Source organism: Brevundimonas huaxiensis (assembly GCF_014218725.1).
Lineage (GTDB): Bacteria > Pseudomonadota > Alphaproteobacteria > Caulobacterales > Caulobacteraceae > Brevundimonas > Brevundimonas huaxiensis.
The window spans coordinates 873752-889130 of record NZ_JABBJE010000001.1 but is presented as its reverse complement, the minus strand read 5'-3'; the positions used below and the strand labels follow the sequence as shown (position 1 = coordinate 889130).

The following is a 15379-nucleotide window of genomic DNA, read 5'->3' as shown; positions in this document are numbered from 1 at the left end:
AACCGCTTCGGTATAGCTGGCGGCGCCCACCTAGGATCCCGGGGCGGTCGACTTCGACCGCAGGTATTGGGCGAAGCGGGCGAGTTCAGACCGGTCCTCCTCGGACATATCGGCTGCCTGGCGGGCGAGGTGAACCACATCGGGCGGCAGTTCGCTAGCCTGCTCCTCGCCGGTCAGGTAGCCCACGGTCTGGCGATAGAGGCGGGCCAGGCGAACGAGCTCCGTCGCCTCTACACGACGTTGGCCGCTCTCGATCCCCGTCAGGGCGGTGCGTGTCAGGCGCAGATGCGCCGCCACTTCATCTTGCTTGAGGCCAAGATATTCCCGCGCCTCCTTGAGCCGCTCCCCGAGCCGTTTGCGATCCGCCTCCTCGTCGCCCGCCATCATTAACCCCCGGGTTGCTTCTTGCGCCAGGCGGCCTCTACCCGCGGAATCATGTGATCGAGCGCCTCACCGATGGAGTCGTAGCCCCCTGTCCGCACGATGTTCTTGGGACCGAATCCCAAGATCGGTTCCAAGGCGCACGTGATCTCGACCACGATCAGAGAATCCAGACGGACCTTCACAGAGCGAAGCGCCGCAGGCGCCGTTGGCAGGGTGAAACCTTCCATCTCTGCTTCGTCGCGCGCAGCGACGGTCAGTTCCGCGAGGAGGCAATCCATCACGGCCTGCAGGGGAAAGGGTTTCTTTTCAGCGACAGGCGCCGGGGCGAATACATCCAACATGAGAACATCATAATGTCGGATTTTCAGACATGCAAGTGAAGGGCGGATTTGCGAGGGTGAGATAATGAATTCGCTATCATTTTTCATTCATTCAGCCGTATGATAATCTTATGTATATCAAAGATCGGCTTCGATGATGAATGATATATCAACCAAGGCCGTCTTGAAGCGGTTCTCCGAACCGCTGCGGGACGCCCGGCGACAAAAGGGATTGAGTCAGCGCGCGTTGGCCCAGGCGTCGGGGCTTGCCCAGTCCCAAATCTCGAAGGTCGAGAACGCTGAGGTGGATCCCCAGCTTACGACTCTGATCGAACTCGCCCAGGCCCTGGACCTGGAACTGAAGCTCGTGCCGCGCTCGGCGGTGGTCGCCGTCGGCGCTGTCGTCAGGGATTTGCAGACTCGCGCCGAGACGCGGAGCCTTCTCAACCAGTTGGCGGAGATCGAGACCCTGCTTGAAGCGCCTGTCGAAAGGATTGTCGAAACCGCTCGGGATCGCTTGTTGGCGATCGTCGGCGATCTGAGAACGGACGCCGAGACGATGGACACAAGAGTGGCCCGTTTCGTCCTGGACCAGGCGCGCGAGCGGCTGGGTGTGATGCGCCGCCACCTGGGCGACATGCTCGACCCTCGCGAACTGGCGCAATTGGAAGCCAGCCTGCTCGCCCTGCGCAGCGTCCACCGTCCCGCGTCCCGCCCAGCCTATGCGCTGGATGACGAGGATTGAGCATGGTCGCCGACTCCCTCGACATCTTCATCCACGGAACCCGCGTCGGAGCGCTGACGTCGCTCGGCGGCGATCGCTCAATATTGAGCTTCGCCGACGCCTATGTGGCGGATCCGAACCGGCCAACGCTCAGCCTGTCGTTTAGGGACGCGCGGGGCGATCTGATCACCGACCATCCGCCGGTCCAGACCCGTGTGCAGACCTTTTTCTCGAACCTGCTCCCCGAAGGCGGCATGCGGGACTATCTGGCGGGCCGGGCCGGCGTGAAGCCGATGCGGGACTACGCCCTGCTGGAGGTGCTTGGCGCGGACCTTCCCGGCGCGGTCGAGCTTCGCCCGTCGGGCGCGGGGCGCCGGGACGACGAAGCGGCCAGTCTCGTGACAGCCCTGACCGACCCGGAAAGCCCGTTTCGTTTCTCCTTGGCGGGCGTGCAGCTGAAGTTCTCTGCTCTCGCCCGCGAGCATGGCGGCTTGACGATCCCGGCGGGGGGAGCCGGCGGAGACTGGATCGTCAAACTGCCGTCTCCGCGCTGGCGTGGCGTGGCCGAAAACGAATTCTCGATGATGACGCTCGCGGCGGCGGTCGGTCTGGATGTCCCAGAGGTGCGGCTCACGCCATTGGCGGCGCTTGACGGATTGCCGGATGATGTCGTGCGGGGGGAGGGCGCGGCCTTCGCTGTCCGCCGGTTTGATCGCCGCGCGGAAGGCGGCAAGGTCCATATCGAGGATTTCGCCCAGATTTTCGGCGTTTATCCCGAAGAGAAGTACGCCAAGGCCCGCTATCGCTCCATAGCGCGTGTCCTCTGGCTCGAAGCGGGTGAGGCAGCCGTGCGGGAGTTCGTCGCTCGACTAGTGTTCAATACGCTGATCGGCAACGCCGACATGCATTTGAAGAACTGGTCGGTGATCTATCCGGATGGTCGCACGCCGGCTTTGGCGCCTGGATATGACTTCCTGTCAACGACGCCGTATCTGCCAGACGAGAACATGGCGTTGCGGTTCGAAACGGGGCGTCGAATGACGGATCTGAGCCTTGACGAGTTGTCTAGGCTTGCCGCCCGGGCGGAAATTCCGCCGGCCTTGGTTTATGACAGCGCGCGCGCGACTGTGGATCGTTTCCAGACCGTCTGGGCGGCTGAAGCCGCCCATCTGCCGATGCACGGCGATGTCCGAGCCGAGGTCGACCGGCTGTTGCGGAGCATACCGCTCGTGCAGGGCCGATAGCCGGGCAAGGCCAGGACCGTCCGAAGAGGGGGCGTCACAGGCGATCCAGCCATAGGGAGAACCACTCGGTGATCTGTGAGCGCCGGTTGCGCCCGGTATTCGTCCAGTCGGGGCCTCACCGGCCGTCAGGCTTCTGTATGACCTCAACGATGGTGGTGGCGAGCCGGGGCGCTAGGGGAAGCGACGGATTCGCATAGGTGGCGAGGTTCTCCGCCGTGCCTGTTGGCGCGATCTTCATCACGTGGTTCATGCCGTCCACATCCAGACGTCTGGCGCGCGGTTGTCGCGCCTGCAGGGCGTCCGCCTCGGCGGGCGGAATCTGCAGGTCATTGGACCCGGACACGATCAGAACCGGTCCTTCATAGGCCGCGGCGAGACCGGCGGGATCGAGCGCGAACCACGAAATCAGGTAGGGCTGGACCGACGGCCGCAGCAGCATCTCCAGACCGGGAACCGATGCGGTGGTCCGGCCGGCTTCCAGGTCCGAGAGCGCCCGCTCGGCGTCCGCCATCATGGCCGGCGGCAACTGCGGCCGGAGCTGGTCCCTGATGGCGTCCGCAGCGGGCCTGCCCGCGCCGGAGATCAGAACAAGTCCGCAGATCGCCTCGTCTTGGCGGGCGGCGTCGAGCGCGACCAGGGCGCCCTCGCTGTGACCGATCAGCCAGGCGCAGGGCTGGCCCGTCCGGGCGGCCGCCTCAGCCGCCCAGGCGCGGGCGTCGACCGCCAGCATGTCGAACCGGAGTTCCTCCTCCCGGACGCCGGCGGCCGCGCTTTCGCCGACGCCGCGCTTGTCGATCCGGATGGTTGCGACGCCTTCTTCTGAGAGCGCCTCCGCCAGCAGCGCCAGCGATCGGGCGCGGATGTTGAAGGGAGCGCTGTTGCCGTCCCGGTCGGTTGGCCCCGAGCCGGGGAGTATCACGGCGACCGCGCGCGGATGTTCCGGGGCCAGGAGTGTGCCGTGAAGCGGTGCGGGCGACGCCGGGAGGGTTACGGGCTCGCTGGCGGATTGCAGGGCGAGGGCGGCGGTCAGGGCGAGCGAGATCATGGCGGCGGCTCCGCTAGGGGTTTTCAGATTCGACAGGGTTCAAAAAGGCTGGCGGTCGGGATCGGCCCGCCAGACACGCCAGCTTTCGACGACCGACCAGAAGGCGGCGATCAGCACGGCGGCCATCTGTACGAAGAGCCCGGCGGGCTGAGGCGAGACCGGAGCCGCGAGGAGGGAGGCCAGTCCGATCCAGAACATCAACCGGCCGGCCAGGCGTTTGGATCGATCCCACGCCAGCCGGCTCTTGAAGGCCCAGGGCGTCCGGACGCCCGCGACGATGTTGGGCGGCACCCGTCCGAGGACGGAGCCGATGACCGCGAACAGGAGCCCGGTTCCCGCCATGACCCAGCCGAGTTCCGGCTCCAACGGCCCGGCGCCATCGGCGCCACGCAGCATGATCCAGGTCAGGAAGGCGCCGACAGCGGCGACGAGCGGCGCGGTGATCCACTGCCCGAGACGGAGGCCCCGGGTCCGGGCGGGATCCTCGCTCCGGGCGGCGGCCCATCCCATGCCCCAGCCAAGCAGGGCTGCGAGACCGGCGAGCCCGGCGAGCAGAATGGCCAGCTCCAAGCGATCGCCCCACCGGTCGGGCCGCCCTTGCAGGTCGAAATGCATCGGCACCGGTCCGGCCGGTCCCTTGATCGCGACTGCAGTGGCCAGGGCAGCCAACAGGACGACCGACAGAGCCGTGACGGCATCGGCGAGATTGAGGCGGCGGGTCATCGGGAGTCTCCCTCGGGCGAAGTGGTGCGGGTCATGTCCATCAGGAAGGCGAGCGCCTCCTCCACCGCCGAAATCTCGAGGCGATAGCGAACGGTCGTGCCCTCTTTTTCGGCGATCACGAGCTGGGCGTCCTTCAGCGCGGTCAGATGGCCGGTGATGGTCGGCCAGCTCATGTCGAAGGCGGCGGCGATGTCTCCGGACGTCATCGGTCCCTTGCGCAGCATGTCGATGATGCGACGCCGGACGGGATGGGAGAGTGCCTTGAACAGGAGGTTCATAGGGAGGTGACTAATTAGGAAAGTGGCTAATGTCAACCATCGGTCGGTGTGGTGGCCGCCAGCTCTAGGGAACCCGGACGTATTGGAAGGCGCTGCACACGAAACAGGAGCTGCAAGATGATCCGCATCGCCATTCCCGCCGCGCTTTCCATCCTCGCCCTGGGCGCCTGTTCCGACAGGGATGACCGCGCACCGGTCGCGCCGTCCGTGGCGGCTGTAACATCCGCGCCGGAGTCGGCTGCAGAGCCGGTTGTCGCCCTGGGTCTGACCGCCCGCCAGCTCGAGGACGCGGACATCCTCGGCCCGGGAGGGTCGGAGGTCGGCGAGGTTGAACGGGTTCTCACCGGACCGACGGGCGTAACCGGCCTGCTTGTCGAGGTCGAAGACAGCCAACCCGACCGATACGTCACCCTGCCGCTGGACGGGCTGACGGTCGTTCAGCGGGGAGACGATCGAGATCTGCAAGGCTCACGGAGCCGGGAACAGATGATGGCCTTGCCTGAGACGCCGCGGCCTTAGATCCCTTCGCGGCGAGATCTCAGGGTTCGGCTCTATCGAGGCGCCTCGGATCAACCACCTTGAAGTCGAGGTGCCGGAGCCCGGAACACGATCCGCAGTCCCTCCGGCCGCCACGCGCGTTCGAGGGAGGCATCGAGGCTTTTGAGCGTGGCGCGTTCAAGCAGGCTGCCAAAGCCGGTGCTGTCGCCCTGGGGCGCGATCTCGTCGCCCGCCTCATCCCAAACCAGTTCAAACACGCTGTCATGAGTCGGCGCGATATGGATGTGGAGACATCCTTTTCCATTCGACAGCGCGCCATACTTGACCGCATTGGTCGTGAGCTCGTGGAGCAGCAAGGCGACCATCGGGAGGGCTTGCGCGCCGATCTTCAGATCAGCGCCTTCGATCGAGACATTTCCGCCGTCGCGCTTGTGCGGCGCGACGAGAGCGGAGAGCAGGGCCTTGAAGCTGGTCGCGGGCTGCTCCAAGCCTGCGGCGGAGAGGTCCGGCATGGTGAGGGCGTGCGCCTTGGACAGGGCGAGCACTCGCGCGGACAGGTCGGACGCCAGGGCGTCGACCGACTGCGCCTCCTTGGCGCTCGCCAGGACCAGGCCCGCCGTCATCGCGAACAGGTTCTTGATGCGATGGTGCATCTCCCGCAGCAGCAGGGACTGACGCTCGGCGGCCCGCTTCTCCTCCGAAATGTCGCGGGCAAGCTTGGAGGCGCCGACGACGCGCCCGTCCGGGTCGCGAACGGGGGAAATGGTCACCGCCACATCCACGAGGCTTCCGTCCTTGCGCCGTCGCACGGTCTCGAACCGCTCGACGCGATGACCGTCCTTCAACCGGGCCAGGATCGAGGCCTCTTCGTGCAGACGATCGTCAGGGATCAGGAGGGTGACTGGCCGGCCGATGATCTCGTCAGCGCGGAACCCGAACAGCCGCTCGGCCCCGCCGTTCCAGCTCCGGATCACGCCGTCCAGCGTCTTGGTGACGATCGCATCGTCGAGATTGTCGATGACCGCCTTCAGCCAGGCCGAAGGATCGGCGATCGCTGGGGGGAGCTCAGGGTCGCTGTCCATCCTTGCTGTGTCACAAAACCGTGGGGTCACGTCAAAGGAATAGCGCGAGCCGAATGTGGGAGAGGCCTCTGAAATCCTCGTTGAAATCGAGATTTTCGCTCAAGAAGACCGGCGAAAGAAACCGAAGGCGGCGCTCGTAGTTTCATGGGCCATGACTGATCAGACGCATTGCGCGCTCGTCGTCGACGACGACGCCCTCTTGCTCCTGGTGTCCTCGACCATCCTGCAGGACGCCGGCTTTCGACCGTTCGAAGCCACCACCGTCAGCGAGGCTCTCGCTGTGCTCGAAACAGAGGGGTCCGAGGTCGGTCTGCTCTTCACCGATGTCGAGATGCCAGGCGAGCGCAACGGTTTCGACCTGGCCCGGGACGTCGCGCGACGCTGGCCGCATATCGAGATCGTCATCGCGAGCGGCCGGGTAACGCCGGGGGCGGACGACATGCCCCCGAGGGCGACGTTTCTCAGCAAGCCCTTCAGCGCGGAGATCATTCACGACCATCTCCGCCGAACGCTTCCGCCCCACCGACGGCCGCCAGCCCTGGACGCCCTATGACCGGAGACGGCACACAGATGCCGGAGGACAACTCCCCGGATCGCCTCATGGCGCTGGAGCGGGAGGTCGCGCGGCTGCACGGATGTGTGGGCGTTCTGTCGGAGAGCCTGCACATCACCCTAGTTGCCCTGGAATCCGTGATGGACCCCGACCGCCAGGACGCCTTCATGCACAGAGCGCTCGTGGAGGGATTGCGGCCACGCATAGAGCGCGATTATTCCGGCGAGGAGCTCGGCGCAGCCCAGGAGATGCTGACCTGGCTGGAATCCTATGTGACCGCGGATCCACGCGACCCCAGCTGACGCCGGAGGCGTCGCGCAGCGACGGGTGGGGGGTCGCTTCGTGTAGATGTCCTCTGCCTCGGAACATAAGGTCGTCATCCGTCGCGTCTCGCGGGAGAGAAGGGGCCGTTTCGAAGGACGCCCCCTTTCTGAACCATCCGCCATCGGGGTGAGAGTTAGCTCGAACGTCGGTTCGGCCTTCATCCGCCGTGAGCCGTCACTGTGCAGCGGAGGACAGGGCGGACTCTTCAACCCGTTGGCAATCCAAGCCCGGACATGTCCCGGGACGTCACTGGCGACGCCAGACGGCGCCAACCTCGATCGATCGCTGCATGACAATGATACGAGTGACATCCGGCAACTCGGACAGGCGAGACGCAGCGAAGCTCCGCGCCTCGCTGACATTCGCCGCTTCGATGGATTCCTCCATCAGTTCCGTGCTGCGCGCGTCATCATAGATCAGGGTGTACGCGACCATTGGAGCCTCCAGCGACAAGCAGGGCGGCATACCCTTCTCTGCATCACCGTGGAAATCGGATCCCACCGTTGCCGACTCTCCCGGAGCGCGGCTATCGGCATCTGGCAATCGCCACGCCGGAGCCCGAGATCATGTCCAAGATGAAAACCTGCCTCGTGGTGGTTCTGGTCGCGGCCAGCATCACCGCCTGCACCGAAGCGCGTCGTGAACGTGCGGGCACGACGCTGTCGGACAAACCGGCGGACATCACCTGCTGGTCCTACGGCCAACAGATTTACCAAGGGCGATCGACCGGAAAGCTCGATGGCCGGTCCGAAGGGCGCATCGGCTTCGTCGACGCGGCCAACGGTCGGTACACCACGATCGATGGCGATTGCCGGGTGGTCTACGATAAGTAGCGAGGGCGGCGAGGCCTTCAGGCATCCGCTCGTGGCCTCGTCCTCATGGACTGGACCGCTGGCGTGATGTGCGGGTCCGCTGTCGAATGCCGGTGGTGGTCCATCAAGGCTGTCGAAGGACGATGTCCTTGGAAGGGCTTCGTTTGGATACATAGCGTTCGGGGTTCCGGCGGACGCCCGGACTCAGGTCTGGCAGGGATAGCGATCGGCGAACCAGGCCCTTGCGCCGTCTGTGACGGACATCCTCTGTCGCCGGGCGGCGGGGATGCTGTTGAGGAAGCCGAGAAATTGCCGGGGGTTCATGGAAATGCGGTCGGGCGGGCAGGCTACGGGCGCGCGGCCTGCGGCTCGCGCTTGGCGGATTTCCGTGACGACGGCGGAGATGCTTCTCTCGGCCTCCGCCTTCAGGCGGTGGGCGTCGGGCCGTAGCATCGCGGTAGCATTCAGGGGAATGCGGTTGGCCCGCGTCACGAACTCATCGAGGGTCGGCGGCGACTGACAAAGCGCTGGCGATGCCGCCAGGGTCGCCGCGGCCAAGCCGATCAAAACAGAGTGTCGCATAGCTCGCCGCTCCCCGCGCGTGGTGTCGAGAACGCTATCTCGCCTTTGTCAGCTACGCCAGCGCGGAGCGCCGAGGTCCCGCTCGCCGGCGCATCTCGGGTCCAAACCGAAGCCACTGCGCCCCATGAGATCGCGTGGCGCCCGCGCGGGTTCGGCGGGATGTTCGTCGGCAGGAAAGAAGCGCCCCGCCCGCCTCTGCGGCGGCCCGCCAAAGCTTTCGATCGACCTTCAGTGTGGCGCGCATCACTGACGCCCCATGGATCCGCCATGGCCGCTTCCAGGTCGGTGCGCTCCACAGCGATAGCAGACCTCATCTTGGGTTCGCTCGCGCCACGCCCACTGATGCCGGCACAGAAGTCGTTTGATGAATGGCAGCATGGCCACGTCCGCATATACGCCCCGAGGCGCACTGTTCGCCGAGGCAGGCGGCGCGTCAGCACGGCTCCGCAGTACGCCGGGCTGCGCGAAAGCTGTGGGAATGCCTGGCCCGCTTAGCCGCGACCCGTCGCTGACCGCATCATGGCGTTCGAACTGCGCAGAACATGGCCCGCAGCTGATCGAGCCAACAGTGTACGGTATCAAGCCGACGGCGGGAGGCCGCCCTGCCGCAACTTGCGGGCCCGTCGGGCGCTCTGACGCAGCTCGCGCTCAAGCTTTCGCCGGATGATGGCGGCCGCCTCCCGTTGGGCCCGCTGGATGCTCGTCCGAAGCGCCCGCTCGGCGCGTGGCGTCGCCGCGGACCGCGGGTTTCCCGCCACAACCTCCGTGGTTCGTGCGCCCCGGTGGTCACAGAGGTAGAAGTCGCCGGGCGTGATCTCCAGCGCCTCAGCCTTCAATGTCATCTGGCGGGGTGCGCGAAGGTGAGCGATGAAGTCATCCACCGTCGGGGTATCGTCCTGCCAGAGCCTCGTGGTTTCGTGGCGGCGGAGGAGCGTCTCGCCGTCTCCGACCGTGTGGCGGGTGGTGAAGCCGAGCGTCGGACCGCGGAAGAAGCGCGTGACGCCGGACCAGTCGGCGATCGCAACTTCGTCGTCGTCGGACGGGCGGGCGTAGGGGAAGGCGTAGAGAACGACGGGGATGATCGTCGATGTGCGGGGGTCGAGCCCGCCAGCCTTCAGGGCGAGCTCCGGGTGGGCCGTGAGGCCGTCGACCTGCCGCCGGATCTGGGCGACGTGACCTTGCCGACCGCGCTCGAAGTTGTAGGCCGCGACTGGATCGCCTCCCGACAGGGCTTCGTTTTTGCACTCGAAAACGAAGAGGTGATCGTCCCAAGGGACTAGGACGTCGAGTTGATAGGGCTCGCCGGCGATCAGGCTCGTCTTGATCGTGAAGGCGGAAAAGCCGTGGCTCTTGAAGAAGGCCAGCACCTCGGCTTCGAACCAATCGCCCTTGTTCTCGAAGCGCTCTCCGAGGGTCGCCAGGTTTGAGAGGACCACACGCGCGATGACGGCCGTGGTGACAGCCGGCGTGAACAGCAGGTTGCCGCCGTCAGACATGCGCAACAGCGGGCAGTCGAAGATGTCGTCCGAATGATCCGACAACGTTGCGAAGGCGATGAACTGGGCCGCCGTCGACGCATTCAGCCCCGCGGCGACGAGCGTCGCGTCCAGCTGGCCGGGCCGGAAAGGCGCGAGGCTTCGACCATAGGCGGTCGTCTCCCTCTCGATCGCACGCTCGCCGAGCGCTTGCAGAACCGCATATCCGCGGACCCATTCCCGTAGCGTCAGCCCCTGAAACCGTTGGTCCGCTTCGAAGGCCGGGGCGAACAGCAGCCCCGAGAGCGCCTGCAAGGCGGCGGCCTCTCCCAGGGAGAACAGCTCCCCGGGGCCCAGCCCTGTCGGCCGATCCAGACCGCCGTAGTCGAAGTCGGCGAGTTTGAGCGCCACGTCGTCGGCCTGCCGTTGAAAGACATCCTTCTGGCGTTCGTTGGCGATGATGTCCCAAAGGTCATCGACCGGCCGACGATGCTCGCGAATGACCTCGAACGTCGGGGCGACGTCAGCAGGGAGATCTGGCGGACGGTGGACGATGAGTTCGCCACCCCAGAACCGGCGCCGTTCCTCGAGGCGGCGCCAGCGGCGAATGGCCGTCGCCAGCAAGCCGCTGGTCCCCGCCTTGAACCGCTCCTCTTCCGTTGTTTCCCCGAGCGGGGGAAGGACGACGGGACCGCGAGCGCGATCCTCGTCCAGGCGCCCGACGAGGAGCTTCAGGCAGGAGCCGAGGTTCGAGACGTGGAACTGCAAGCCGGCGTTGGCCTCGTAGACGACGCCGTCCTCGGTCATGACGTGCAGCGGCTGACCGGGGACGATGGACTCCGCCTTCGCCAGCGCGACGTCGACGTGCCGCCGGATGTCGTCGACTTCCAGCGCCGTCCGGTGAAGGACCGCGAGGATTTGGCGGTCGAGGGGCAGGGCCGAGACGGCGGCGGTCGCGAGACCGTGCGCGACGTCTCGGTAGCCCGCTTCCAGTCCCCGCATCAAATCGCCGACGGCGGCGATCCGATCCCCGGCCGCCGTCCCGACGCGGGCGGCGACCGCCGCCGCCAGGGTGTCAATGAAGGCGTCCCGTTCTCTTTCGCGATCCGCATTGGCCATCCGGAACACCAGGCGGCCGGCGCGTTGGAGAAGGCCCGCCATCTCCTCGACGTCGAGCGCCTCATTCGCCGGCCCCAGAGCGGCGACGGCGGCCGTGAGCGAGAGGCGATCGACGGCGCGGGCGAAGGCTTTGCGATTCATTGCGGGCTGGCGGCTCTGTTGACACGGACACGGACACGCTGACGCAGCCAGGCGGTATCGAAGGGAGAAACGCGAGACCTTAGCGGATCTCGATCACGGTGTGCTCGAGTTCGTAGAGGTTTATCGGAAGTCCCGTGTCCTGACCCGGATGGCGTCGAGCGACAGATCGGGGATGTAAATGTCGCGGGCCTTGTGGCGGCGCGGCGACCCGCGCGGATCCGGCAGGCTGCCATGGTAGACCTCGTCGCCGCGGCCGTGGGGCAGGGGAAAGGTCTCGCGATCGCCGACCGAGGCGAGCAGATCCGACCCATCATGCAGCTTGGTCGCCACGACATGGACCACCTCGCCCTCGCGCTGGACCTTGCCGTCGACGATCAGAAGGCTTGCGCTGAGCACGATCCGGCGCTGCTGCTCGTAGAGGCTTGGCCAGATCACGAGGTTGGCGACCCCTGTTTCGTCCTCGATGGTGATGAACATCACCCCCTTGGCCGATCCCGGCTTCTGCCGGACGAGCACCAGACCCGCGACGCGCGTCAGGCGTCGATCGCGCAGGGCGGCGGCGTCGGCGCATGTCATGACGTGGCGTGATCGAAGGGTGTCGCGCAGGAAGGTCACCGGATGGTCCCGCAGCGTCAGACCGACATGGCTGTAGTCCTCGACCACCTCCTGGCCGGCCGGCATGGCCGGGAGTATCGACCGCGGTTCGGAGACCTCCGACCTGGTCGCGCCGTCCTCCTGGGTGACCGCGAAGAGCGGCAGAGGGTCGTCGCGAAGCGCTTTGATCGCCCATAGCGCCTCGCGTCGTTGCAGGCCGAGACCCGGCAGGAACGCATCCGCCTCGGCGAGGCGGGTCAGGGCGCCGACGGGCGTCGAAGATCGCCGCCATACGTCCTCCATAGAGGTGAAGGCGCCGGTCTGCCGGTGAACGAGGAGACGACCGGCATCCGCGTTGGCTAGACCGCGCACCATGCGCAGGCCGAGACGGACGGCGAACCGGTCTTCGCGGTCGGTCGGCTCGAGGGTGCAGTCCCAACGACTCGCGTTGACGCAGACCGGCCGGATCTCGACCCCGTGCTCGCGCGCGTCCCGCACGATCTGGGCCGGGGCGTAGAAGCCCATCGGCTGAGCGTTGAGCAGGGCGGCGCAGAAGACATCGGGATGATGGCATTTGAGCCAGGAGGAGGCGTAGGCGATCAGGGCGAAGGAGGCCGCGTGACTTTCAGGGAAGCCATAGGAGCCGAAGCCCTCCAGTTGACTGAAGGTCTTCTCGGCGAACTCGGCGGTATAGCCGCGCTCGACCATGCCGGAGACGAGCTTGTCCTTGAAGTGGCTGACGCCGCCGGTGAACTTGAAGGTGGCCATGGCGCGGCGGAGCTGGTCGGCCTCCGACGCCGTGAACCCGGCGCATTCGATGGCGACGCGCATAGCCTGTTCCTGGAACAGCGGCACGCCGAGCGTCTTGCCGAGCACCTTTTCCAGCTCGGGCTTGGGGTAGACGACCGGCTCCCGGCCTTCGCGCCGGCGCAGATAGGGGTGGACCATGTCGCCCTGGATTGGGCCGGGGCGGACGATGGCGACCTCGATGACCAGATCGTAGAATGTGCGTGGATTGATGCGGGGCAGCATGGCCATCTGCGCCCGGCTTTCGATCTGAAACACCCCCAGGGTGTCCGCCTTGCGGATCATGGCGTAGGTCTTGGGATCCTCCGCCGGGATGGAGGCCAGGTCCAGATCAAGCCCCTTGTGTTCGGACAGCAGGTCCAGACCGCGCCGCATGCAGCTGAGCATACCGAGCGCCAGCACATCGACCTTCATGAACTTCAGGGCGTCGATGTCGTCCTTGTCCCATTCGATCACCTGGCGATCCGTCATCGCCGCCGGCTCGATGGGGACGAGATCGTCGAGCCGGTCCTGGGTCAGGACGAAGCCGCCGGGGTGCTGGCTGAGATGGCGCGGGAAGCCGATCAGCTGGCGCGACAGGTCCAGCGCCAGCCGCAGACGGCGGTCCTGAAGGTTTAGGTTCAGTTCCTCGATGTGCCGGTCCTCGACGCCCTCGCTGGAGTAGCTCCAGACCTGGGACGACAGGGACTTGAGCAGGTCTTCGGACAGGCCCAGGGCCTTGCCGACATCCCGCAGGGCCCCGCGCGAGCGGTAGCGGATGACGGTCGCGCACAGGGCGGCGCGGCTGCGGCCATAGGTGTCATAGACCCACTGGATGACCTCCTCGCGCCGTTCGTGCTCGAAATCGACGTCGATGTCCGGGGGCTCCTTGCGCTCCTGGCTGACGAAGCGCTCGAACAGAAGGTCGTTACGGCCGGGGTCGATCGAGGTGATGCCGAGGACGTAACAGACCGCCGAGTTGGCGGCCGAGCCCCGGCCCTGACAAAGGATACTCTGGCTGCGGGCGAAGCGACGATGGCGTTGACCGTCAGAAAATAGGGCGCGTAGTCGAGGCTTTCGATCAGTCCGAGTTCGTGCTCGAGCGTCGCGCGGACCGCGTCCGGGAGACCTTCCGGGTAGCGCTCGGCGGCGCCGGCCCAGGTCAGCCGCGTCAACTCCTGTTGCGGCGTCGCGCCCGGCGTCGCCTCCTCGGGATACTGATAGGCCAGCTCGTCCAGATTGAAGCGGCAGCGGTCGGCGATCTCCAGAGTCCGCGCCAGCGCTTCGGGATGGCGGGCAAAGAGGCGGTGCATCTCCTCGGCCCGCTTCAGATGCCGGTCGGCGGACCGCTGGCGGCGGAAGCCGACATCGTCGATGGTGCAGCCGTTGCGGATGCAGGTGACGACGTCCTGCAGGATACGTCGATCCGGGTGATGGAAGAGAACGTCGTTGGTGACCACGGGCCGGACGCCGGCGGCCTCGGCCATCTCGCACAGAGCATGCAGCCGCAGCTGATCGCGCGGCCGTCGACGCAAGGTCAGGGCGACGAAGGCATCGCGGCCGAACAGTTCGGCCAGCCGATCGAGCCGACGCGCGCAGACGGCATCGGCCCGATCCGGGGCGAGGACGGCGATCAGGCCCTGGCTCCAGAGCGCGAGGTCGTCCCAGGACAGATCGCAGCCGCCCTTGCCGGCGCGGCTCTTGCCGAGCGTCAGCAGACGGCAGAGCCGGGCATAGGCCGCCCGATCGGTCGGATAGACGAGAATCTCGGCGCCATCGGTCAGAACCAGGCGACAGCCGACGATGAGCCTCACGCCCGTGGCCTTGGCCGCCTCGTGGGCGCGGACGATCCCCGCCACGCTGTTGCGATCGGTGACCGCCAAGGCCTCGACGCCGCAGACCGCCGCCTGACTGAAGAGTTCCTCGCAGGAGCTCGCCCCCCTCAGGAAGGAGAAGTGGGAAGCGCATTCCAGTTCGACATAGCGCGCGGACATGTTCGTGCTTTGTTCTTTCTGGCGCCGCTCGTCAACTCAGGTCTCGCGCAAGGTGCGGAAGGTCACCGAATATCGCAGCGCGGCCATGGGGGCGATGCTGTGCTCCCAGTCCCAACGCGCCGGCTCGTCCAGCAGATAGGCGGACCCCGATGGCAGGTCGAGCGACCGCCGTTCCCAACCCGACCCGGTCCGGCGGCGGAACTGCATCCGCGCTGGTGCGCCGAAGGAGATCCCGATGATCTGGCCGTACTGCGGTCGGTCCCGATGCCAGCCGATGCCGGCGCCCGGCTGATATTCGGTGACCAGCGCCTGGGCGACGGCGTCCCGCTTGAGGCCGGCGAAGCCGGCGGCGCGGTCCGCCAGCGGATGGAGAAACGGCGGGATGGGCTCGGCGGCCTCGAGACGCCCGCGCGTGAAGTCATAGCGGGAGCCGTAGGAGACGACGCGACGGGTGCCCTGCCAGCCATGAAATTCGAAGGGTGCGAAGGGCAGTTCGGCGAAGGCGGCGGCCAGTGCAGACTGTTCGTCGGCGTCGTTCAGCGCCGGATCAAGCCGAAGGCCTGCCGGCTCCATCGCCGGCGCGCCGAAGAGATCGGTCTGGGACGTCATCCGGCGACAACGCCTGGGCGCCGCGAACGGTGGCCGGGGCTGTGCGGACGGCCGTGCCTTCGACCGAAGCGCGGCTCATTCCGCCGCTTCCG

At 66.6% G+C, this 15379-nt stretch carries 17 protein-coding genes and 1 pseudogene; 7 read left to right on the top strand and 11 right to left on the bottom strand.

Features of this window, described 5'->3' with window-relative positions; all coding sequences use genetic code 11:
• Positions 1-30: 30 nt before the first annotated feature.
• Both HF680_RS04480 and HF680_RS04475 read right to left on the bottom strand, forming a co-directional pair.
• Positions 31-384, bottom strand: a complete 354-nt coding sequence (locus HF680_RS04480) for a helix-turn-helix domain-containing protein (protein WP_235968825.1) — start codon at positions 382-384, stop codon at positions 31-33.
• 2 nt (positions 385-386) lie between these two features.
• Positions 387-812, bottom strand: coding sequence for a hypothetical protein (locus HF680_RS04475; RefSeq protein ID WP_185224187.1), 426 nt, complete (start codon positions 810-812; stop codon positions 387-389).
• A 46-nt stretch (positions 813-858) separates the two neighbouring features.
• Here HF680_RS04475 and HF680_RS04470 point away from each other — a divergent pair, with 46 nt between their 5' ends.
• On the top strand, positions 859-1449 hold the full coding sequence (locus HF680_RS04470) for a helix-turn-helix domain-containing protein (RefSeq protein WP_205195919.1): 591 nt from the start codon (positions 859-861) through the stop codon (positions 1447-1449).
• Between the two features lie 2 nt (positions 1450-1451).
• Positions 1452-2672: a type II toxin-antitoxin system HipA family toxin gene (locus tag HF680_RS04465; protein WP_185224185.1), complete on the top strand. Its 1221-nt coding sequence runs from the start codon at positions 1452-1454 to the stop codon at positions 2670-2672.
• A 115-nt stretch (positions 2673-2787) separates the two neighbouring features.
• Here HF680_RS04465 and HF680_RS04460 read toward each other — a convergent pair whose 3' ends face one another.
• Genes HF680_RS04460 through HF680_RS04450 form a run of 3 tightly spaced genes read right to left on the bottom strand, consistent with a single transcriptional unit; the run spans position 2788 to position 4718 of the window.
• Positions 2788-3717 (bottom strand): alpha/beta hydrolase, encoded by a 930-nt coding sequence (locus tag HF680_RS04460; RefSeq protein ID WP_185224184.1) that lies wholly within the window; start codon positions 3715-3717, stop codon positions 2788-2790.
• 39 nt (positions 3718-3756) lie between these two features.
• Positions 3757-4440, bottom strand: coding sequence for an SdpI family protein (locus tag HF680_RS04455; protein WP_185224183.1), 684 nt, complete (start codon positions 4438-4440; stop codon positions 3757-3759).
• On the bottom strand, positions 4437-4718 hold the full coding sequence (locus tag HF680_RS04450) for a metalloregulator ArsR/SmtB family transcription factor (RefSeq protein ID WP_185224182.1): 282 nt from the start codon (positions 4716-4718) through the stop codon (positions 4437-4439). Before HF680_RS04450 ends, HF680_RS04455 begins: the two co-directional genes overlap by 4 nt.
• A 117-nt stretch (positions 4719-4835) precedes the next feature.
• Between HF680_RS04450 and HF680_RS04445 the strand changes: the two genes are divergently transcribed.
• The gene (locus tag HF680_RS04445) at positions 4836-5237 is read left to right on the top strand and encodes a hypothetical protein (RefSeq protein ID WP_185224181.1); all 402 of its coding nucleotides are present in this window, start codon (positions 4836-4838) and stop codon (positions 5235-5237) included.
• A 50-nt stretch (positions 5238-5287) separates the two neighbouring features.
• Here the strand turns inward: HF680_RS04445 and HF680_RS04440 are convergent, their stop codons facing one another.
• Positions 5288-6328, bottom strand: coding sequence for a PAS domain S-box protein (locus HF680_RS04440; RefSeq protein ID WP_205195917.1), 1041 nt, complete (start codon positions 6326-6328; stop codon positions 5288-5290).
• 25 nt (positions 6329-6353) lie between these two features.
• Here HF680_RS04440 and HF680_RS04435 point away from each other — a divergent pair, with 25 nt between their 5' ends.
• On the top strand, positions 6354-6851 hold the full coding sequence (locus HF680_RS04435) for a response regulator (RefSeq protein WP_317133988.1): 498 nt from the start codon (positions 6354-6356) through the stop codon (positions 6849-6851).
• Complete coding sequence (locus HF680_RS04430; protein WP_185224180.1) at positions 6848-7153, top strand: hypothetical protein; 306 nt, start codon at positions 6848-6850, stop codon at positions 7151-7153. The genes HF680_RS04435 and HF680_RS04430 overlap by 4 nt, the downstream gene beginning before the upstream one ends.
• Positions 7154-7421: 268 nt before the next feature.
• Here HF680_RS04430 and HF680_RS04425 read toward each other — a convergent pair whose 3' ends face one another.
• Entirely contained in the window at positions 7422-7610 is a 189-nt protein-coding gene (locus HF680_RS04425; protein WP_185224179.1) for a hypothetical protein, read from the bottom strand.
• A gap of 68 nt (positions 7611-7678) precedes the next feature.
• Between HF680_RS04425 and HF680_RS04420 the strand changes: the two genes are divergently transcribed.
• Positions 7679-8008, top strand: coding sequence for a hypothetical protein (locus tag HF680_RS04420; RefSeq protein ID WP_235968824.1), 330 nt, complete (start codon positions 7679-7681; stop codon positions 8006-8008).
• A gap of 183 nt (positions 8009-8191) precedes the next feature.
• On the opposite strand, the gene HF680_RS04415 is transcribed toward HF680_RS04420, so the two are convergent.
• Complete coding sequence (locus tag HF680_RS04415) at positions 8192-8545, bottom strand: hypothetical protein (protein ID WP_185224178.1); 354 nt, start codon at positions 8543-8545, stop codon at positions 8192-8194.
• A 602-nt stretch (positions 8546-9147) separates the two neighbouring features.
• Positions 9148-10851 (bottom strand): hypothetical protein, encoded by a 1704-nt coding sequence (locus HF680_RS04410; RefSeq protein WP_185224177.1) that lies wholly within the window; start codon positions 10849-10851, stop codon positions 9148-9150.
• Between HF680_RS04410 and HF680_RS04405 the strand changes: the two genes are divergently transcribed.
• Positions 10801-11346, top strand: a complete 546-nt coding sequence (locus HF680_RS04405; RefSeq protein WP_185224176.1) for a hypothetical protein — start codon at positions 10801-10803, stop codon at positions 11344-11346. The two genes, HF680_RS04410 and HF680_RS04405, sit on opposite strands and share 51 nt — an antisense overlap.
• Before the next feature lie 78 nt (positions 11347-11424).
• Here the strand turns inward: HF680_RS04405 and HF680_RS04400 are convergent.
• Together HF680_RS04400 and HF680_RS04395 are read right to left on the bottom strand one after the other, a co-directional pair.
• Positions 11425-14678 (bottom strand): annotated as a pseudogene (locus HF680_RS04400) (error-prone DNA polymerase).
• A gap of 36 nt (positions 14679-14714) precedes the next feature.
• Entirely contained in the window at positions 14715-15287 is a 573-nt protein-coding gene (locus HF680_RS04395) for an alpha-ketoglutarate-dependent dioxygenase AlkB (protein WP_185224175.1), read from the bottom strand.
• Positions 15288-15379: the final 92 nt, after the last annotated feature.